Source organism: Leptolyngbya sp. AN02str (assembly GCF_050565595.1).
In the GTDB taxonomy this organism is placed as follows: Bacteria; Cyanobacteriota; Cyanobacteriia; order Elainellales; family Elainellaceae; genus Kaiparowitsia.
Genome location: NZ_JBNXVR010000034.1, coordinates 55,500 through 73,391 on the forward strand (window position 1 = coordinate 55,500; position 17,892 = coordinate 73,391).

The following is a 17,892-nucleotide window of genomic DNA, read 5'->3' on the forward strand; positions in this document are numbered from 1 at the left end:
TCAACCTTCTGTTAACGCGGGGTTAGCCCCAGTGGGAATGGCCAACGGCAGCGTGAGCCAAAAGGTGGAACCCTGACCCGGTTTGCTGGTGACGCCGATTTGTCCACCATGGGCTGTAATGATTTGGCGGCATAGGTATAGCCCTAAGCCAATGCCGGTGGAATGGCGCGACTTCCCGGCTCCTCGGCTATACCGCTTAAACAGGCGATCGCAGGTTTCCTGACTCATGCCAGTGCCATCATCTTGAATGGTGAAGCGAATCATGTCTTCTTCGACCGAAGCGCCAATGGTAATGTGGACGCCTGGTGGATTGTGGTGCAACGCATTGGTGATTAAATTTTCAAACACGCGCCGCAGCTGTACGGGGTCTGCATTCACCAGCGGCAGGTCTTCGGGCACGGCATTGGTGAGCGTTGCCCGATTTTTTTGCACAATCGGTTCAATATCTTCTGCAATGATTTGTACCAATAAGCTGAGCTGCACCAATTCAGGATTCAGGCTGACGCCGCGTGTTTCGGATGAGTGCGCTTCCAGCAAGGACTTGATTAGGGCCAGCTGGTGATCGCTGCTTTGCACCATCCGATCCAAAATGGAGCGCGACACGGGAATCGTTTCCCCAGGTTGGTTGAGCAAGTTGCGGATCACGAGTGAAATTCCCATCACTGGAGTTCGCAAATCGTGGGAAAACGCGTTGAGAAATTCGTCCTTCAAGTCGTTGAGTTCCTGGAGTTCTTCCATTTTTTGTTGCAACTGGGCAGTACGCTCCTGCACTTTGCGTTCCAAATCGGCGTTGAGTTCGCGCACCTGTTGAAAGAGCTTGGCCTGCTGCACCGCAATACTGACTTGGGTGGACAGTTGCTCCAACAGCTCCACCTCAAAGGCATCCCACTGGCGCGGGCCGTTGCACTGATGCACGACCAGCAACCCGAAGAACTGATTGTCGAGCAGAATGGGAACCGACAGAGCCGACTGCACCTGATATTTGGCAAAGTGATCCAGAATCGCGGGGTAGTTTTCTAATTCGGCGGGACTGGTAATCACCTTGACCTGGCGATCGGAAAACAGCTCAATGACTTCGTTGATATATACCGAGTCATGAAATTCGACATTCAGCATGGAGCGGTAGCCGGGGGTGACCGATTCGGCTACGACTTTGCCCAGCGTGCCGGGTGCATCGTGGCCAATGGTGACGCGATCGGCCCGCAGAAACTGCCGCACTTCGTCAACAGCGGTATTGAGAATTTGCTGCAGGTCGAGGGATTCTCGAATGCGGAGCGACATTTGCGATACCAGGCGATCGCGCTCTTCGGTTCGTTTGCGCTCGGTAATGTCGGCCATGACATCCAGTAAGCAGGGCTGGCCCTGGATATCAATAATTTCGGCGGAAAATAGCACCACGCGAATATCGCCCGACTTGGTGCGGAATTGGTATTCCTGATTGCGCACCGAACCTTGCTGCAAGAGGGCTTCGACCATGCGGGCGCGATCGCTCGGATTCACCCAAAAATTGATCTCATGTACCGTGTGCTGGAGCGTTTCTTCGCGGCTGTAGCCAAAGGTTTCATAAAACGCTTCGTTCACATCCACCAAACGGCCATCTTTCAACGTTGCCAGCGTCATGGCATTGGGGCTAGAGTGAAACGCCTTGGCAAACTTTTCTTGCGACAGACGCACCGCCTCATCCGTAAGCTTGCGCTCGGTAATGTCGCGCACGATCACGATTGTTTCGTCATCCCCACTCACCACCACACGGGCTTCGTAGCTGCGCAGGTCGGCTTGTTCTGGTGCAATACCCCGTGCATCCACCATTTGCCGATACAGTCGGGTGATGGTGGGATTTTGCTTCAGGGTCGATAGCCGCATCTGGTATTCAAAATTTTGGGGTTGCCCGCTGGCCAGCGCTTGGTGAACATAGGCCATGCGCTGCTCGGCCAGTTCTCGCGGCATGGACTCGTACACCGTTTTGCCAATGAGCTCCTCCGCTGGAATGAGCAAGTTTTCGTCGGCTTTACAGTCTAAATAGGTGCCATCTCGATGAATGCGAAAAATTAGATCGGGAAATGCTTCTACCAGCGCCCGATTGCGCGCCTCGCTTTGCAGAATGGCCTGTTCGGACTGTTTGCGCTGAGTAATGTCGCGAATGCTGGCCACCCGGGCCACCCGTCCTCGAAACTGAATTGACTTGACCGACACCGCACCAATAAAGGTGGAGCCATCTTTGCGAATGCCAACCGATTCGTAATGGGAAGCGTGCCCGGTAGAAGACACCGATCGCCACTGCTGGCGAATGCGATCGCGCGCGCTGGGTTCTGCCAGGTTGAGCACGGGCATGTTGATCATTTCGTCGTAGGTGTAGCCAAACAGGGCTTCCCCCGCTGGGTTCACATCCAAAATGCGGTCGTAGTCGTGAATGATGACCGTTTCGAAGGTGGCTTCAAAGAAGCTGTGCATTCGCTCTTCGCTAGCGCGCAGCTCGGCCTCGATGTGTTTGCGCTGGGTCACATCTTGCACAATCCACAGCACTTCGCGATCGCCACACACCACCACCCGCGCCTCATAAGCCCGAAGGCCGCTAGGTTCCGATAGTTGATATTCGCAGGTTTGTAGTGTTCCGGTGGCGATCGCCTGCTCAATTGCCTGCAGGCACAGCTCGGCAATATTGGGTGGCAGCACATCCGCCAAATGCTTGCCCACAATACTGTCCTGCGATGCTTTGGTGAACTCGTTGCCGTTGAAATCGAGATAAATGCCTTCGCCACTGATGCGAAACATGAGATCGGGGCTGGCATCCAGCATGGCGCGATAATGCGCCTCACTTTGGGTTGATGCTTCAGCCATCTCCTCCAAAATCAGACAGATTTGGCGGTACGCCGCCTCGTCGCGACAGTAGCTCCGCAACGTCTGTAATAGGTCAAAGCCGGGGGTCATGGTATCGGGTTTGCGAATGCGCCCCACTCGTTCAGTGGATACCTATTCTCTCGCAGAAAGTCCAGGGCTCTCTGTAGCTTCAATATTAAAATAGGTTGTTCCGTAAAAAAGGGTGCAATTGCGACATTTCACGATTGCCATCCCAAACCCAGTTGTGCTGACTAAGAGCGATCGCCCCAGCCAAAACCGCGCCTACCCAACCGCGACGGCTTCTTGCCCATGTTGGCGCAGCAAATCCATCAACTCATCTCGATAGTCGTGAAAGATGGATTGACGCTTAACCACATGGGTGCGATCGGGCAGGTTCACGGTAATGACTCGCCGTACCGTCCCTGGTCGCGAGCCCAGCGCATAGATCCGGTTTGACAGAAATACGGCCTCTTCTACATCGTGGGTAATCATAAAAATGGTGATTCCCGTGCGCTGCCACAAATCGATCATGAACTCATGCATCGACTCTTTGGTGTGAATATCCAACGCACCAAACGGTTCATCCATTAGCAAAATTTTGGGTTCAGATGCTAAGGCACGGGCGATCGCGACTCGCTGCTTCATCCCACCCGACAGGGCCTTAGGCAACGACTGGGCAAAGTTCGACAAACCCACCACGCTCAGGTAGTAGCTTGCCTGCTCACGACGCTCCTTTTTGGGAACACCCTGCAACTTTAGACCAAACTCGGTGTTCTCCTGCACGGTCATCCAGGGAAACAGCGTGTAGTGCTGAAACACCATGCCGCGATCGGGGCCAGGAGTCGTTACCCGCTTGCCATCGATACAAACCTCGCCGCTGGTGGGCGTATCCAGCCCAGCGATTTGCCGCAGCAGCGTTGACTTGCCAGAACCCGACGCACCAACTGCGCAAATAAATTCGCCTTGTTCAATGGTCATGTTGATATCTTTCAGCACGACTAATGTACCGTTCTGAGTTGGAAAGTGCTTACTCAAATTGTCAATTTGTAAAAACATAAGAGAATGCTCCAATGAATCAATAACGCGATCTGTAAGACTCTGTAAGACAAAGTGCATCGCATGGAAATGAGACGAACAGAACTTTGATTGCAAGGCCGAGCCCGATCAGGCTGCGACCTAGGCATGGATGACTCAGCCTTCACGCTTTTGGCTAGACCACTTGCAGGTCACCCGCAGCAAATATTGAAACAGGAGATCGAACGCCAAGCCGATCACGCCGATCACGATCAAGCCCACAAAAATTTCATCCGTTCGTAAGAATCGTCCGGCAACGCTGATGCGGCGGCCCAGCCCTTCTGTGGCTGCAATCAGCTCCGAAACAATGACTAACTGCCATGCTGCTGCCAGGTTAATGCGGCAGGCATCCAAAATGCCAGGAAGCACGTGGGGTAAAATCACCTGAGTCAGCGCTTCCCATCGATTTCCACCCAGCATGTAAGTCGCTTCAATCAAGTCTTTTGGCACAAATTTAACCGTATCCATCACCATCAGTGAATTAAAGAAAAAGACACCGATAAAGATGAGGGTGATTTTGGGTTCTTCGCCAATTCCCAAATACAGAATTAACAAGGGAATAAAGGCAGGTGCGGGCATGTAGCGAATTAGGCCAAACAGCGGTTCTAGCAAAGCTCGAATGCTGGGAAAACTGCCCATCAAAACCCCAACGGGAATTGAAAGGGCGGCAGCAAACAAAAAACCCACCCCAACCCGCCACAGACTTGCCACAGTATCTTTAAGCAATTCACGCGTGCTCCACAGCCGACCAAATGCGTTGAGCACTTGACCGGGAGAGGGCAAGAACTGAGGGTTGATGTTGCCAAATGTGGTCACCAACCACCAAAGCAGAATTGGCAGTGCGATCGATGTAATGACCAACCCAGTATTGAGTGGTTTTGGAATATCTTCGGCTAGTCGCCAAAACACAGTTGGCTGAATGGCCTTGGGTTTGAGGAATGACTTGATAGAGCGGGGTGGAACAGAGCTTGGGTTCATCGTAACCTCGGCTAAAAAGTGGGGTGGGATGTCAGGATAGTGAAAGCAAGTGGAGAGGGCGATCGCCCCTATCTACCTTGAGCGTGGGTTGGTTTGTTGCGCCCATGAATATGAGTTCTGCTTTAGGCTGCATTAGCTTTGCGTTGGGCATACGCTTTCACAAAGCGATCGTCAAACAAAAATGTGGTGTTAGGTTTGGTCTGCGCCAATCCCACATCCAGCAAAAAATCGCTCATAGTCTCAGCCGCATAAAGCAACGAGGTTAGATCACTACCCGGTTGAAAAGCCTGTAAATTTTCTTCCAGGGTGAACAGGCGCGTACCATCGGCATAGTCCATGTATTCCTCAACCGAAACGCCAGCCCGCTTGGCCATGATGTCGTAGGCTTTGCTTTGGTTGGATTGAATAAAGTCCAACGTGGCAAACCACGTATCCACCAATGCTTGTACCTGCTCAGGTTTTTCATCAATCGCCTGACGTGTAACGACCAAGTGATCTGAAATTGCACCCGGAAAGTCGCGTGAACTGAACAATTCCTTGCTACCTGGCAGTTTGAGCGCCTGAGTTGTAAATGGCGCAAACACCGCAACTGCATCCACTTGGTTTGCCACAAAGGCCGCAGCGGCCTTGCCCGTTTCTAGCGGCACGAACTGAATATCACTTGCGGATAGGCCAGCCTCTTGTAAGCCCAAGAGCAGCAAGAAATGATCAACCGTTCCCTCTTCTGCCGCAATCTTTTTGCCCTTGAGATCTGCAATCGTATTGATGCCCTCCCGCACAATGACTTTGTCATTGCCAGTGGAGTTGTCGTTGACTAGCACAACCACTTGATCTGCTCCGCCTGCGACTGAGCTAACGGTATCCCCAAGGGTTTGGCTATTTGCATCAATTTGCCCAGCCGTTAACGTGCTGATGGATTCCAAATATCCATCAAACCACTTCAACTCCACTGGAACATTCTGCGCTTGGAAGAGGCCCTCTTCCTGGGCAACCTGCCAGGGAAACCAGCCGGGCCAAGCACTAAATCCCAGATGGATGGGGGTAAGGTTGCTGTCAACCGTTGCAGCGATGGCTTCGCTTTGATTGGTGGTTTGAATATAGACTGCCGGATTGGTACAGCCTACAGTGAGCATAGCGCTGCACAGAAATAGTACTCCACACAGAAAAGACGATTTTAGGTGGCGAAAATAATGGATGAACACAGACCCTTTCATATTGTTTCTAGACGAAGGTGAAAATTAGAAAAAACTGAGTTCTGCTGGATGGAATTGGGTGAAAAAAACTGGAACTAAATGTAATTTAAATTGAGAATTGTCTTAGATTTAGATGCAAATAGCAATGATTAAACACACTACAGCCTTTTAACTAAAAACCAACTAAAGATATAGATTTTAAGTTGTCTTGATTGCAATGAATCATGTTGAAGCAGGTGAATGAATGCCAGGATAAAGAGGAGAAGCAAGCTTTATTCATTGAATCTTTGTATGAAAAATCTCCAGCTTGAATAAAGCAAATTTTCTGTACATTGACTATCTGCACTGATGATATGTAAAAAAGCCCAGAAGAACTTAGGCTATTTTGAAACCTAAGACCTCCCGGGCTTTTTCCCCTCCGTGTAATCGAAGCCAAGGTGACATCACTTCACACATCTAGCGTCGACAGACACCTCTCGGACCAAACACTAAGCCAGCAACAAAGGTTTTAGGCTTAACTGGAACCCTAGGCGTCTCTAAAAATATTTACTTGGTAGGAGTAAGCTACTAACGATTGGGGGAACAAACAGTATTTGGAGCTACATAATTCGTGGGCATTACGGTTTTTGTTATGATTTCCTGACAAAGGCGGCGATTAAAATCAGCGATCGCATCATCGACTTTATTGCAATACTGATGGGTGGAAATATTCACGCTTGAGCCAGAAAGCAATTTAGATTTGAGAATGCTTTAAAAAGACTAGCTTGAGTTGTGATTAGTTTTTCATTTCTAAATGCGATCGCATCTGGAAATGAAAAGAAAAAGGTGAACGTCAAGGAGCATCGGTTTTGCAGATTCGTCAAGATGATCTAACCGGGACGGAAATTATTCGCTTTCTGCAAGAACATCTGGAAAATATGCATGAGATTACGCCACCCGGTAGTGTGCACGCACTCGATTTGCAGGCGTTGCGATCGCCCGATATTACCTTTTGGTCTGCTTGGAATGGCGATGAACTGTTGGGGTGCTGTGCCCTCAAAGAACTGAATGCGACAAGTGGCGAAGTGAAATCGATGCGAACTGTACAGACCCATCGCCGCAAAGGAATCGCCTCTAAACTGTTGGAGCATATCGTTGCCGAGGCGATACAGCGTGCTTACCACTGCTTGTATCTAGAAACAGGAGCCTTTCCTGCATTTGCTCCAGCACGAGCATTGTATGCTCGCTACGGGTTTCAATTCTGCGGCCCGTTTGGGGCCTATGGGGATGATCCAAACAGTGTATTTATGGTGAAGATGCTAGAACCGTTTAGCGCTAAGGCTTTGACTGATTGAGCTTGGGCAGCATGTGGGGTGGGCCTAAATCGGTCAAATCGTAGCCTTGGGGATAGCTGCGCTGGGGTTCGTCGCTATAAAAGTTTGGCGTTTGCCGGGGAGGAAAATAGCGAAGAAGATTGCCGCGCGATCGCAACATATGTTCTAGTAAACGACGTTGCCACGGCTGCGGAGATGGAAAACCGAATGCTTGTAGTATGCGATCGTCCATAATGGCATAGACAAAGGGTTGAATGAGAGGCCGTAAGGGGAGCGGGAACCAACTGAGAAATAGCTTGAGTGTTGATTTCCCAACTCGTTGATTCGCTTCGCTGTATTGAAAGTGTTCGCGCTCGTATTCCAGATTGTATTGCTCCAATTCAGCATAAGTGTTGGGAATATCTTGGATTTCCATCTGTTTCCCTACATTCACCCAAAAGTGAAATAAAGCTTGTTTTTCTGATTCACTCAAGGGTCGCCAGCCAAACCGTTCAATCCATCGCACAGGTTCATAAATAAATGTGGAAAGAACATACACAAAATCATAGTTGGAAATGGGAAAGTGCCCATGAATTTGATTCATCCGCTGGATGACCGCTTGCCCTTTGGGTGTGTCGTATCCCCATTGCAAAATGAGGGAAACCATGAGACCTGTATCGTCGTAGCGTTTTTGGGAACGGTGATGAAATTCGGCGGTGCGATCGAGCAGGGTGGCAATGCTAGGAACGCAAAAGGTGCGAAATAGCGCGACTTCCAGGGCTCGGGTAATATCCCATGGAAACTCGTAACCTGCAAGCTGTCTGCAAATGGTGCAGGTATCTCGTATGGGATCGAGCTGTTGAATTGCCTGAAAACGCTCAAATCGTTTCATGAACCTTCCCAATGGATCTTGCTCTTATTTTATTTTCTCACTTCTGCTATGAAATCCAAATTAGGCTTTTATCTGTTGAGTCCTGTTGACGATGGATCACTCTGGTTGCAAGTTACGAATTGCAAGTTACGAAGCTGGAAGTAACTGTTGCAAAAGAGAGATGACGTTGTCGCCCATAATTTTGCGAATCTCGGGTTCGTTAAATCCCTCTTGCTGCAAGGCTTGTGTGATGTAGTGGAGTTGAGAGGCATCGAGCGGAACCCGCACTGCACCGTCAAAATCTGATCCTAATGCAACGTGGTCTATCCCAACTTGGTCAACAACATAGCGAATAGCGCGAACGATCGCCCCAACATCATCTCCACACACGGCTGTTTCCCAAAAGCCAATGCCAATCACACCTCCAGTTTGGGCAATTTGCTGGAGCTGGCGATCGCTCAAATTTCTGGCATTCTCACAGGTGCCTTGCACGCCCGTATGAGACACCAGCACAGGATGGTGTGTGTGTTGGATGACTTCATCAAAAGCTTGAGATGAGGCATGAGCCAAGTCAATCACCAGACCTAAGTTTTCCATGCGCTTCAGGGCCTCTAGCCCAAAGGGTGTCAAGCCGCCTCGATTTTCGCCATGGGCAGAGCCACTCACCTCCGTATCAAAAAAGTGCGCCAACCCAATCATCCGAAAGCCCGCGTCATATAGCTGATCGACATTGTCAATGCGGCCTTCTAAGGCTTGGGCGCCTTCTAAACCCAATATGCCTGCGGTGATGGATGAGTTTTGCTGTCTTTGAGCCAGGTATTGATTCAAATCTTGCTGGGTTTTGATCAGCCTGAATTGGCCTGATGTTTTGCGTTCAAGGGCTTGAAGTTTTTTGGCTTGATGCAGGGCACGTTGCTTGAGGCTAAACCAGGATGAGATGGGCCATCGTTGCAAAATGGCTAGTTTGGTAATGTTGTCGCTGCGATCGCTGTTTCCTTCTAGCCGCAATGGGGTTGGAACTTTGGTGACTACGGTAAACATTTGCAGGGCGACATTGCCTTGCAGCAATCGAGGAATATCAACGTGTCCATACGTGGCAAATTTAGATAAGTCTCTTCCCCACAACAAAGAATCGGCATGGAGATCGGCAATGGTTAATGACTGATGCAATGCTTGTAACGATGTGCCAGGAGCCTGACTGGCAACCTTGCCCACAGGATTAAACCGTTTTGCGACCAAAGATGGCCCAACGGAAAAGATGGCGATCGCCATAAAAATGACAAGAATGATGGTTGCACTGAACCCCAATCGCAGCACCTTGCCCATGCGTTGTTTATTCATCACACTTATATTTCTAGATTTTCTGCCTAACATGTGCGATCGGCAGTGATTTTAATCTTTGGGACTACATCTGCAATCGTAGCTCACCCGTTGCATGACACTTTTTGTATGTCAACTGAGGGCATTTGAACGTTGCTCAGGTTCCTGTAATAAACGATAATATTCATCTTGTTGTAGCCACTCTACTGAAAGGTTATCGACCCATGTTGGCTGATTGTAGTTATTCAATCGCACAGCAAATACTTGCGGGCGGAGGCATATACGCGCCCTTTGAAGTGCTAGGGCATAAGTAACTTCATGGGCTAACCAAGTACTGCAACTGTAACCCATCCCAACCGCAGCAATGAACGCATCACATCGTTCGATTGCCTCCTCTACTCCTGGATAAAAACTCCATTGTGGGTCAGGTGCAAACTGGATGAGGCACTTCGAAGCCTGCAAAAAATGACATAAAGCCTTAACGTGTTCAAGTTCACGCTCAGTGAAGTCACACGAGATGTAAATGCGTCTTGGCACAATCTGCCTCCAATTCTTTTGAAAACACAACTCACTGCCATACAACGGCTGAGATGATTAGCAGCAAACAACCTGGAATCAGTTTAATAACTCTCGTCTGTTGGCTACTTGATTGTCGATCGAAGACTGAATCTACACAAACCTATGGAAATTCATCGGCACTCAATATTTGTCAAAAATTATAAGTCAGGTGATTGCTGGCTTCAGAGATCTTTTTCTGTACAAATAAGGTGTCCACTAAAGTATCAATTTCCTGATCACTCAATTTTTTCTGAATGAGCAATGATTTTATATGCTGGCGTAGAGTTTTTCGGGTTCTAGGGCGTTTATTCTTCTGGATTTTTGATAGGTTTTCAATCGCTTTTGTTATCGAATCCGTATTTTGAGAAATCAACGCATCTTTTTCTTTTGATAACTCAAGCAAACTTTGAATTCTTTGACAATTAACTTTACTCTTATTGATGTACTTAATTAATGGGTCAAAACCTTTATCCTTGGACAAGATAAGAAAAGAGCCTCCTCCAATATCTTTACTAAATCTACCTAAATAGAAGGCAATGTGAAAATCAAGTGCATTGCTGCCTGTTCCTTCTATTTTGATCCACTCAACTCTTGAGCCAAATTTTTGTGTAGCTTGAACCAATTCAATAGGAACTTTGTTTTGGGCTTGTCCAACAAAGATTTTGATCTCGATTTCCTGCTCTTGAATTACAGACAGATTAATGTTTTGGATATTCTCATAATCAACAAGCAATATAGTCTTTTTCAGCTTTTGACTCATGAAAACCCCCTGTCGGATGCTACAAGCGGATTATTCCCTTAAAGGTGTCTGATGTTACTACCTAGCCACAAACGAAGCCAGCGAATATTCGCAATAGCTTACTGTAGACCCGCCAAATGTTCGTTGATAGGTTTTCATCGGTTGGTTGTGGTTGTGGATGGCGAGTTGGCTCAGTCTTCGATCGCCTCAATGCCCAGTTGCTTCAGTCGCTTAAGGTTATCTTTCATGGCTTGGAGTTGTTCGGGAGAGTGCCCTTGCCAGTTTGTTACCTCGCCTGTGACTCGCAGCGCATCGCGGGAGCGGTAAGACTTTGTTGGATTGCCTGGATACTTCTTGTCTGTCAGATTAGGGTCATCTTCAATTGGGCCAGTCGGTTCCACAAGGTAGATTCTGCCGGGGGCTTCGCCGACGGCCAGCTCGGCTCCCCAGGTAGCTGCATCCAGGGTGGCGGTTAAGTAGACATAGGCCGCCTTCTTCCGCTTGCCGTAGTTCGAGTGATAACCAGGCTCGATGAAATCTCCTGGCTTGAGGTTGGCTTTTGTACCGTGGTAGAAGCGTTGGGAATTTGGGTTGTCGATCGCTGCCATTGGTGTGTTCCTCATACTGTTTGCATGGGCTGCACGATGCTATCGCTTATGGACAAGGCTTTTGCTGGCAACTCTTGTATTGGCTCGGTGGAGAGTTGGTTGGAGCTGAAGCCTGGTTCTAGCGAACGATACGGGCTATCCACTGTGAGCGACGTGAATGGTTGGTTTGCACAAGACTGGAAAGTTGACGGAGTTGGCAATAAAGCAAAGTTGGTGGGCTTGCTCGTGCAGCTGTTCTGCCTGCTGTGTATCGCTGCCTGGGGCGATCGTGACCATGGGTTTCAGCAGGACTTCTGCAAAGTGTCCGCTGCCATCTTCAGTTTCCAGCATGGTGCCTGATGCCTGATCCAGATAGTGGGTGACGACGATCGCCACTTTTGCACAGAGATGGAGATACCAGAGCATATGGCAAGCGGAGATTGACGCAAGAAACAACTCCTCTGGATTGTGTTTGGTGTGATCTCCCCGAAAGGCAGGATCCGATGAGCCTAAAATGGGCGGTTTACCTTCCACAATAATTTGATGCGATCGCTCATAGGCCTTGTAGCTGCCTGTTCCCTGCCCCAGGTTCCCCGTCCACAAAATTTGGGTGTGATATTGATGAGTTTTGTGATTGGCCATGATTTCCCCTCAGCATTGTTTCAAAAGCTATCATTCAACGAACCTTACTCCACTCATTGTGAGCCGCTGTCTATGGGGTTTGTGGGTTTTCCAACCCCAGCAGAGATAAAAGTTGTGTAGAGAAGCGATCGCATTGGGAAAGATAGAAGAGCCTTGATCTGCGAGGGAGCGATGCTTGCTGAGCAGCCTTGAATTCTAGGTGGACATTCTGTTGGGAAGTGCCCTGCTTCGGCTATGGAGAAATGAGAAATGCAACCAATTGCTGTCACACAAAAAATCACACGTAGGTTTCATCAACAGTTTGATCAACCGTTTTTAATTGCCGCTCTGGTCATTCCTGTTATTCATTTGGGACTTGGCTATGTTGGATTGTCCATGACGTTTGTGAATGGAGCATCCGTTTTTTGGCCCTCACTTGGATTATTCCTGGCAGCAACCTTATTTTTTGGTTATCGTATTCTTCCAATTCTATTTTTAAGTGATTTTATTGTTAGTTACATCATTTTCTTTAAGGGTAATTTTCTCGTTAGCAGTATTATTCCTGCGGTGAATCTTTTGACTCCCATTATTGGAACCGTTCTCATTCATCGCTTCATCAAACACCGCAACTTTTGGGAGCGATCGCAGGATATATTCAAGTTCATTATTTTAACGATTCCCAGCCCGTTGGCCAGCTCAGTGTTGGCTGCCCTAACGCTTTGCGTGAGCGGAATTGCCCCCTGGGTTGCATTTTGGGATGTGTTTCGCACCTGGCTAGCCTCCGATAGTACGGGAATTTTAGTGGTGACCCCGCTGCTGCTAGCGTGGTTGCAACCCTCCGATCGTCCAAGACGGTTTCAGCGGCGAGAAAGTATCGAATTTGTTCTGGTGCTCTTCTCGATGCTGGTGATCGGTCAAATTGCCTTTTCAGGAGGCTACCCAATTGAATATATGGTGATTCCGCCGTTGATGTGGTCTGCCGTTCGTTTTGAAGCACGAGCATCCACATTTTTGGTACTCATCGTGTCAGCCATCTCCATTTTTGGCACGGTTCGCGGTTTTGGCTCCTTTGCAAATGCCGACTCGCCCAATGAGTCGCTAATCTTGCTGCAATCATTTATTTGTGTCATTGCAATTACCACGTTTGTTCTTTCTGCCATGACTAGCGAAAATCGGAGAGCAGAAACCAAATTGCGACAAGCCAATGACGAGCTAGAACACCGGGTTGAAGAACGCACGCTTGAGCTGAAGGAGGCAAAAACCACAGCTGAAGTGGCAAACCAAGCCAAGAGCGAATTTCTTGCCAATATGAGCCACGAACTTCGTACACCACTCAACGGAATTCTTGGCTATGCTCAGGTGTTGGCAGCAGCATCCAACCTTACAGAACCACAACAACGCGGAATTGAGACGATTTACAATTGCGGCTCCCATTTGCTGAACCTGATTAACGATGTGCTCGACCTCTCCAAGATCGAAGCCCGCAAAATGTCACTCGATCCCAGCGATTTTCACTTGCCTTCGTTTCTACAAGGGGTTCAAGAAATTTGCTGCATTCGGGCTGAACAAAAAGAGATTCAGTTCATTTACGAACCTCCCAGCAATTTGCCCACGGGCATTACTGCCGATGAAAAGCGGTTGCGTCAGGTTTTGTTGAATCTTTTAGGGAATGCCATCAAATTTACCGATCGCGGTCGTGTCATTTTGCGAGTGGATGTTGTTGAGTTTTTGCGGGAACCGGAGCGAGTGCGGTTGCGCTTTGCGGTTAAAGATACAGGAATTGGCATGTCGCCAGAGCAACTCCAGCAAATTTTTCTACCGTTTGAACAAGTGGGGGAAGTACGGCGACAAACGGAAGGCACAGGACTGGGACTGGCTATCACCGAAAAAATTGTTGAGATGATGGGGGGCTACATCCAGGTCAAGAGTCAACCCAATGTCGGCAGCGTGTTTGAGTTTGACATTGAGTGCCGGGTTGCTGCGAATTGGACGACAACCAGTGCTGTAACTCGACAAGGACGCATTACAGGCTACACGGGCGATCGCAAACGTATTTTGGTGGTGGATGATCGCTGGGAGAATCGCTCTGTGTTGACCAACTTGTTACAGCCTTTGGGCTTTACCGTGGTGGAAGCCAGCAATGGCCAGGAAGGGTTGGATACGGCTCAGCAAACCCAACCCGACCTCATCATCACCGATCTGCTCATGCCCATGATGAATGGTTGGAATTTTCTGATGCAAGTGCGGCAATCAGAAGCTTTGAAACATTTGCCTGTGATTGTGTCATCGGCCAGCACGTTTGATGCCGATCGCCATAAAAGTCTTGCAGCCGGGGGGAACGATTTTTTGGCTAAACCTGTGCAAGCACCGGAACTCTATCACCTTTTGACAAAGCATCTGCAACTGGAGTGGATTTATACCGAGACGAGTGCGATCGCGCCAAAAACAGCATCCCCAGCTGAGCTAATTGTGCCGCCCCGTACCGAACTATCTGCACTGCTAGAGTGTGCCAAGCGAGGGCAAATTAAGGGAATTCAGCAAGAATTAGAGCGTTTAGCTCAACTGGATGACACCTATCATCCATTCGTCAATCAGTTGAACTTATTTGCAAAGGAATTCAACATCCAAAAAATTCGTCAATTTCTTCAAGAAAAAGTGGGGTGATTTATTCAGTAATTTACCGATTGTTTGAATTATCTACCTACGGGTAAATACGTTTGATGTTGATTGAGGGAGCGATATACCGATGGCCATAAATTCTAGTTATGACACTATTTTAGTGATTGATGATAACCCAACCAACTTGGAAGTATTGCACAATGCTTTGGGTTCATCAGGTTATGACATTTTAGTAGAAATGGATGGCCTAAATGGCATTGAACAAGCGAAAAATCATTCACCAGATTTGATTTTATTGGATGTTCAGATGCCGGGAATTGATGGATTTGAAACCTGTCGTCAATTGCAAGCTGATCCAGCCACAAGCAGCATTCCCGTAATTTTCATGACAGCGCTAACCGATACCTCCCATAAGGTGAAAGGCTTTCAGTTTGGTGCGGTGGACTACATTACGAAGCCATTCCAGCAGGAGGAAGTTTTAGTCCGCATTCAAACCCATCTAAAGCTGCGTCGCCTCAGCTTAAAGCTAGAACAGCAAAACCAAGACTTAGAACAGCGGGTTCAACAGCGCACGGCTGAGGTGACGAAAACCCTGCAAGAACTGAAACGAGCACAATTGCAGTTAGTTCAAAGCGAAAAACTGTCTGTGCTGGGTCAACTTGTGGCTGGCATTGCCCACGAAATTAACAATCCCGTCGGCTTTATTTCTGGCAATCTAAAACAGGCCCGATTGGCAATGAACGATGTGATTGATTACCTTCGACTGTATCAAACCAAGTTCCCAGACCCGGACAAAGAACTTCAGCAAGTAGCAGCAGAACTTGATATTGACTATCTTCTGGATGATCTCCCCAAGATGTTTATGTCTATGCAGATGGGGGTTGAACGCATTTGCAACATTAGTACATCCCTAAGAACATTCTCGCGGGCGGATGCAGATATCAAAGTCTGTGCAGATATTCATGAAGGAATTGAAAGTACCTTGATGATCTTGCAGCATCGCTTGAAAGCTCAAGAGCGGCGTCCAGACATTCAAGTGATTAAAAACTATGGAAACATTCCAAATATTCAGTGCCATTTAGGGCAACTCAATCAAGTTTTTATGAATATTTTGGCGAATGCAATCGACGCATTGGAGGATATGAGCCAGGACCGCAGCTATCAAACGATCCAACATATGCCTAACCAAATTACGATTACAACTGAGTTCATCGATGATGAACGGAGTGTGATCATTCGGATTGCAGACAATGGTATCGGAATGACAGATGAAGTCAAGCAGCGTCTGTTTGATTATCTATTCACAACTAAGCCTGTTGGCAAAGGAACAGGGTTGGGAATGACGATCGCCCATCAAATTATTACTGAAAAACATAAAGGAACGATCGCAGTTAGCTCCAAGCCAGGAGAAGGAACAGAGTTTGTGATTACTTTGCCAATTGAATAAATCAGCTTGTTTGCTTCCCTCTAATCGTTCGTACCTAATTACGCTCGGCACATTTTGGGGTGATGCCTAATTGCAGTTACCGAATAGGGCGACCGTCTTTGCGCGTTAGAGCCCATGTACCATTTGGCAATTGGGTGGCCTTGAGATCGTCGTTTGGGTATTCGACTTCATCTCCTGCGGTGCGATCGCCAACTTCGAGGTATACCACGCTCGCTTCCGACCGATTGACAAGCTGATGGGCAATCCCTGTACCTGCCTTAAAGCCATAGCAATCCCCAGGATTCAACGTAAATTCTTCTTCTCCAAGAACCAGCGTTGGGGTGCCTTCCAGCACAAAGATGAATTCATCCTGCTTGGAGTGACTGTGAGCAAGAGCAGACACGGCACCTGGTGAAAGATGAGTTAAATTGACTCCAAAGTTGGTTAGGCCAAAAAACTCACCCAGTTTGCGTTTCAATCGACCTTGAACCAGTGATGCATACGGTTCTGGGTAAATTGTCTTGCCCATGGACGCTGGAATCGATGTGGCCGAAATTGGTGCTTGCTTTCTCATCTTCATTCTCTACGTTACGTTTTGGTTGAGCAACTGCCAACAACCTTTATATCCACACAGGGAGACTTTTATCAGGGACTTCAACTGCACAACGTTCCTGGTCAGCGGTTGTAGAGAGATTTGAAATCTCACGAGGGGTTCGGTGAATTCTTGCACCAGGATTGTGATGCCGTGACCACTCCAACAGATATTAATCCTCGGTAGATGGCTTGCTACGCTGCTGGCTACTCCAAAAAAGTTGTAGTGCGGACTCATCCACTATGTAAGCTGATTCACTGTCCCTAATCACTCGTTTACCAAGCCGAGGAAAAATGCCAATATCCAAACCTCCGGCTTCTCCACCCATCAGGTACACAAGGTCTTCATCAAATGGATTGCGAAGATGATGGGGTTGTTGAGGTAGCCCATATCCCATGAAGTCTCCTGGTTCAACTTCGTATTCCTTATCTCCAATTTCCACAATCCCTCGTCCTGACAAAATGTAAACCCATTCTTCTTCATTCTGGTGAGCGTGGAAAATGAAAGATTCTTTGCCTGGTGGTACACGAGCAATTGTTACACCAATGCGTTTGAGGCCGACAGCACGCCCAAGGAAGTGTAAATAAATTTCTGAATTAGGATTGAGCGGATGGTGAAACTCAAACGCATTCATTGCATTAATGTCGGATGCTTTCAGCAGAGAATGTTGTTCATCAGTCACGTTGATGTCCTCCTATCAAGTTGGCAGATGGGCTGAGCACCATAATCAAACCTCAATTGCTTCTCAGATTCCCTTCACCTGTTGCCCTGCCAAAATCTCAAAATACCTCAATCCTGCGCATTGGCAAATAGCCTGTTGATTACCTCTTGCCCAAAAACCTAGCAGTACAACGGTGAAATTAGGCGGCGGTAGACAAGCTTAAATTCTGACAGATAACTTTTATTCCGCCGCACCAACCTAGGGTTAACGTGAATTCGGGATAAGCAAAGCCCAGTTTTGCGTGCACGTTGCGCACGCAAAACTGGGCTTTTTCAAACGTCGCGTGTCGCGCGACCTTTGAAAAAGCCCTTAATCCGAACTGATGTTAGTGTTAGCTCCGACATTCCGCAGGTTGCTCTGGGAATTAAAGGGAGTGGGGATAAGCTGAGGGAGACGAGTTAGGATCGCCCCCTTGCAGATCGAGAACTTGGACCACTTGGGACTGATTGCGGGTGTTATTGAT

Annotated in this window: 14 protein-coding genes and 1 riboswitch; of the genes, 3 read left to right on the top strand and 11 right to left on the bottom strand. The window is 48.1% G+C overall.

The window, feature by feature from the left end; translation table 11 throughout:
- The 4 genes from ACQ4M4_RS21070 to ACQ4M4_RS21085 all read right to left on the bottom strand — a co-directional run bounded on the left by ACQ4M4_RS21070 (position 1) and on the right by ACQ4M4_RS21085 (position 6,023).
- Positions 1-2,955 carry a PAS domain S-box protein gene (locus ACQ4M4_RS21070; protein WP_430686434.1) on the bottom strand — a complete coding sequence of 985 codons (2,955 nt, stop codon included), beginning with the start codon at positions 2,953-2,955 and terminating at the stop codon, positions 1-3.
- Between the two features lie 165 nt (positions 2,956-3,120).
- The gene (locus ACQ4M4_RS21075; RefSeq protein WP_430686435.1) at positions 3,121-3,894 is read right to left on the bottom strand and encodes an ABC transporter ATP-binding protein; all 774 of its coding nucleotides are present in this window, start codon (positions 3,892-3,894) and stop codon (positions 3,121-3,123) included.
- A gap of 135 nt (positions 3,895-4,029) precedes the next feature.
- Positions 4,030-4,890 (bottom strand): ABC transporter permease, encoded by an 861-nt coding sequence (locus ACQ4M4_RS21080; protein ID WP_430686436.1) that lies wholly within the window; start codon positions 4,888-4,890, stop codon positions 4,030-4,032.
- 122 nt (positions 4,891-5,012) lie between these two features.
- Positions 5,013-6,023, bottom strand: a complete 1,011-nt coding sequence (locus ACQ4M4_RS21085; RefSeq protein ID WP_430686437.1) for an ABC transporter substrate-binding protein — start codon at positions 6,021-6,023, stop codon at positions 5,013-5,015.
- Positions 6,024-6,480: 457 nt separating this feature from the next.
- A riboswitch (guanidine-I (ykkC/yxkD leader) is annotated at positions 6,481-6,624 on the bottom strand.
- Positions 6,625-6,931: 307 nt separating this feature from the next.
- On the opposite strand from ACQ4M4_RS21085, the gene ACQ4M4_RS21090 reads away from it, so the two are divergent.
- Complete coding sequence (locus ACQ4M4_RS21090) at positions 6,932-7,417, top strand: GNAT family N-acetyltransferase (RefSeq protein WP_430686438.1); 486 nt, start codon at positions 6,932-6,934, stop codon at positions 7,415-7,417.
- On the opposite strand, the gene ACQ4M4_RS21095 is transcribed toward ACQ4M4_RS21090, so the two are convergent.
- The 5 genes from ACQ4M4_RS21095 to ACQ4M4_RS21115 form a co-directional block, all read right to left on the bottom strand.
- Positions 7,398-8,267, bottom strand: a complete 870-nt coding sequence (locus ACQ4M4_RS21095; RefSeq protein WP_430686439.1) for an oxygenase MpaB family protein — start codon at positions 8,265-8,267, stop codon at positions 7,398-7,400. The genes ACQ4M4_RS21090 and ACQ4M4_RS21095 overlap by 20 nt on opposite strands.
- Before the next feature lie 126 nt (positions 8,268-8,393).
- On the bottom strand, positions 8,394-9,587 hold the full coding sequence (locus ACQ4M4_RS21100) for a dipeptidase (protein WP_430686447.1): 1,194 nt from the start codon (positions 9,585-9,587) through the stop codon (positions 8,394-8,396).
- 688 nt (positions 9,588-10,275) lie between these two features.
- Entirely contained in the window at positions 10,276-10,884 is a 609-nt protein-coding gene (locus ACQ4M4_RS21105) for a PIN domain-containing protein (protein ID WP_430686440.1), read from the bottom strand.
- A gap of 170 nt (positions 10,885-11,054) precedes the next feature.
- Positions 11,055-11,471 (bottom strand): NAD(+)--rifampin ADP-ribosyltransferase, encoded by a 417-nt coding sequence (gene arr, locus ACQ4M4_RS21110; protein WP_430686441.1) that lies wholly within the window; start codon positions 11,469-11,471, stop codon positions 11,055-11,057.
- Positions 11,472-11,606: 135 nt separating this feature from the next.
- On the bottom strand, positions 11,607-12,092 hold the full coding sequence (locus tag ACQ4M4_RS21115; protein WP_430686442.1) for an OsmC family protein: 486 nt from the start codon (positions 12,090-12,092) through the stop codon (positions 11,607-11,609).
- 249 nt (positions 12,093-12,341) lie between these two features.
- Between ACQ4M4_RS21115 and ACQ4M4_RS21120 the strand changes: the two genes are divergently transcribed.
- On the top strand, positions 12,342-14,735 hold the full coding sequence (locus ACQ4M4_RS21120) for an MASE1 domain-containing protein (protein ID WP_430686443.1): 2,394 nt from the start codon (positions 12,342-12,344) through the stop codon (positions 14,733-14,735).
- An 82-nt stretch (positions 14,736-14,817) separates the two neighbouring features.
- Positions 14,818-16,137, top strand: coding sequence for a hybrid sensor histidine kinase/response regulator (locus ACQ4M4_RS21125; protein ID WP_430686444.1), 1,320 nt, complete (start codon positions 14,818-14,820; stop codon positions 16,135-16,137).
- A gap of 76 nt (positions 16,138-16,213) precedes the next feature.
- On the opposite strand, the gene ACQ4M4_RS21130 is transcribed toward ACQ4M4_RS21125, so the two are convergent.
- The gene (locus ACQ4M4_RS21130; protein WP_430686445.1) at positions 16,214-16,690 is read right to left on the bottom strand and encodes a cupin domain-containing protein; all 477 of its coding nucleotides are present in this window, start codon (positions 16,688-16,690) and stop codon (positions 16,214-16,216) included.
- Positions 16,691-16,880: 190 nt separating this feature from the next.
- A complete protein-coding gene (locus tag ACQ4M4_RS21135; protein ID WP_430686446.1) occupies positions 16,881-17,390 on the bottom strand; it encodes a cupin domain-containing protein in 510 nt (169 codons plus the stop codon).
- Between the last annotated feature and the right edge of the window lie 502 nt (positions 17,391-17,892).

Bases quoted from the DNA above. Each gene is read 5' to 3' on its own strand.
- ACQ4M4_RS21120 (WP_430686443.1), top strand. From the start codon at position 12,342: ATGCAACCAATTGCTGTCACACAAAAAATCACACGTAGGTTTCATCAA.
- ACQ4M4_RS21080 (WP_430686436.1), bottom strand. From the start codon at position 4,890: ATGAACCCAAGCTCTGTTCCACCCCGCTCTATCAAGTCATTCCTCAAA.
- ACQ4M4_RS21100 (WP_430686447.1), bottom strand. From the start codon at position 9,587: ATGAATAAACAACGCATGGGCAAGGTGCTGCGATTGGGGTTCAGTGCA.
- ACQ4M4_RS21075 (WP_430686435.1), bottom strand. From the start codon at position 3,894: ATGTTTTTACAAATTGACAATTTGAGTAAGCACTTTCCAACTCAGAAC.
- arr (WP_430686441.1), bottom strand. From the start codon at position 11,471: ATGGCAGCGATCGACAACCCAAATTCCCAACGCTTCTACCACGGTACA.
- ACQ4M4_RS21085 (WP_430686437.1), bottom strand. From the start codon at position 6,023: ATGCTCACTGTAGGCTGTACCAATCCGGCAGTCTATATTCAAACCACC.
- ACQ4M4_RS21095 (WP_430686439.1), bottom strand. From the start codon at position 8,267: ATGAAACGATTTGAGCGTTTTCAGGCAATTCAACAGCTCGATCCCATA.
- ACQ4M4_RS21130 (WP_430686445.1), bottom strand. From the start codon at position 16,690: ATGAGAAAGCAAGCACCAATTTCGGCCACATCGATTCCAGCGTCCATG.
- ACQ4M4_RS21125 (WP_430686444.1), top strand. From the start codon at position 14,818: ATGGCCATAAATTCTAGTTATGACACTATTTTAGTGATTGATGATAAC.
- ACQ4M4_RS21105 (WP_430686440.1), bottom strand. From the start codon at position 10,884: ATGAGTCAAAAGCTGAAAAAGACTATATTGCTTGTTGATTATGAGAAT.
- ACQ4M4_RS21115 (WP_430686442.1), bottom strand. From the start codon at position 12,092: ATGGCCAATCACAAAACTCATCAATATCACACCCAAATTTTGTGGACG.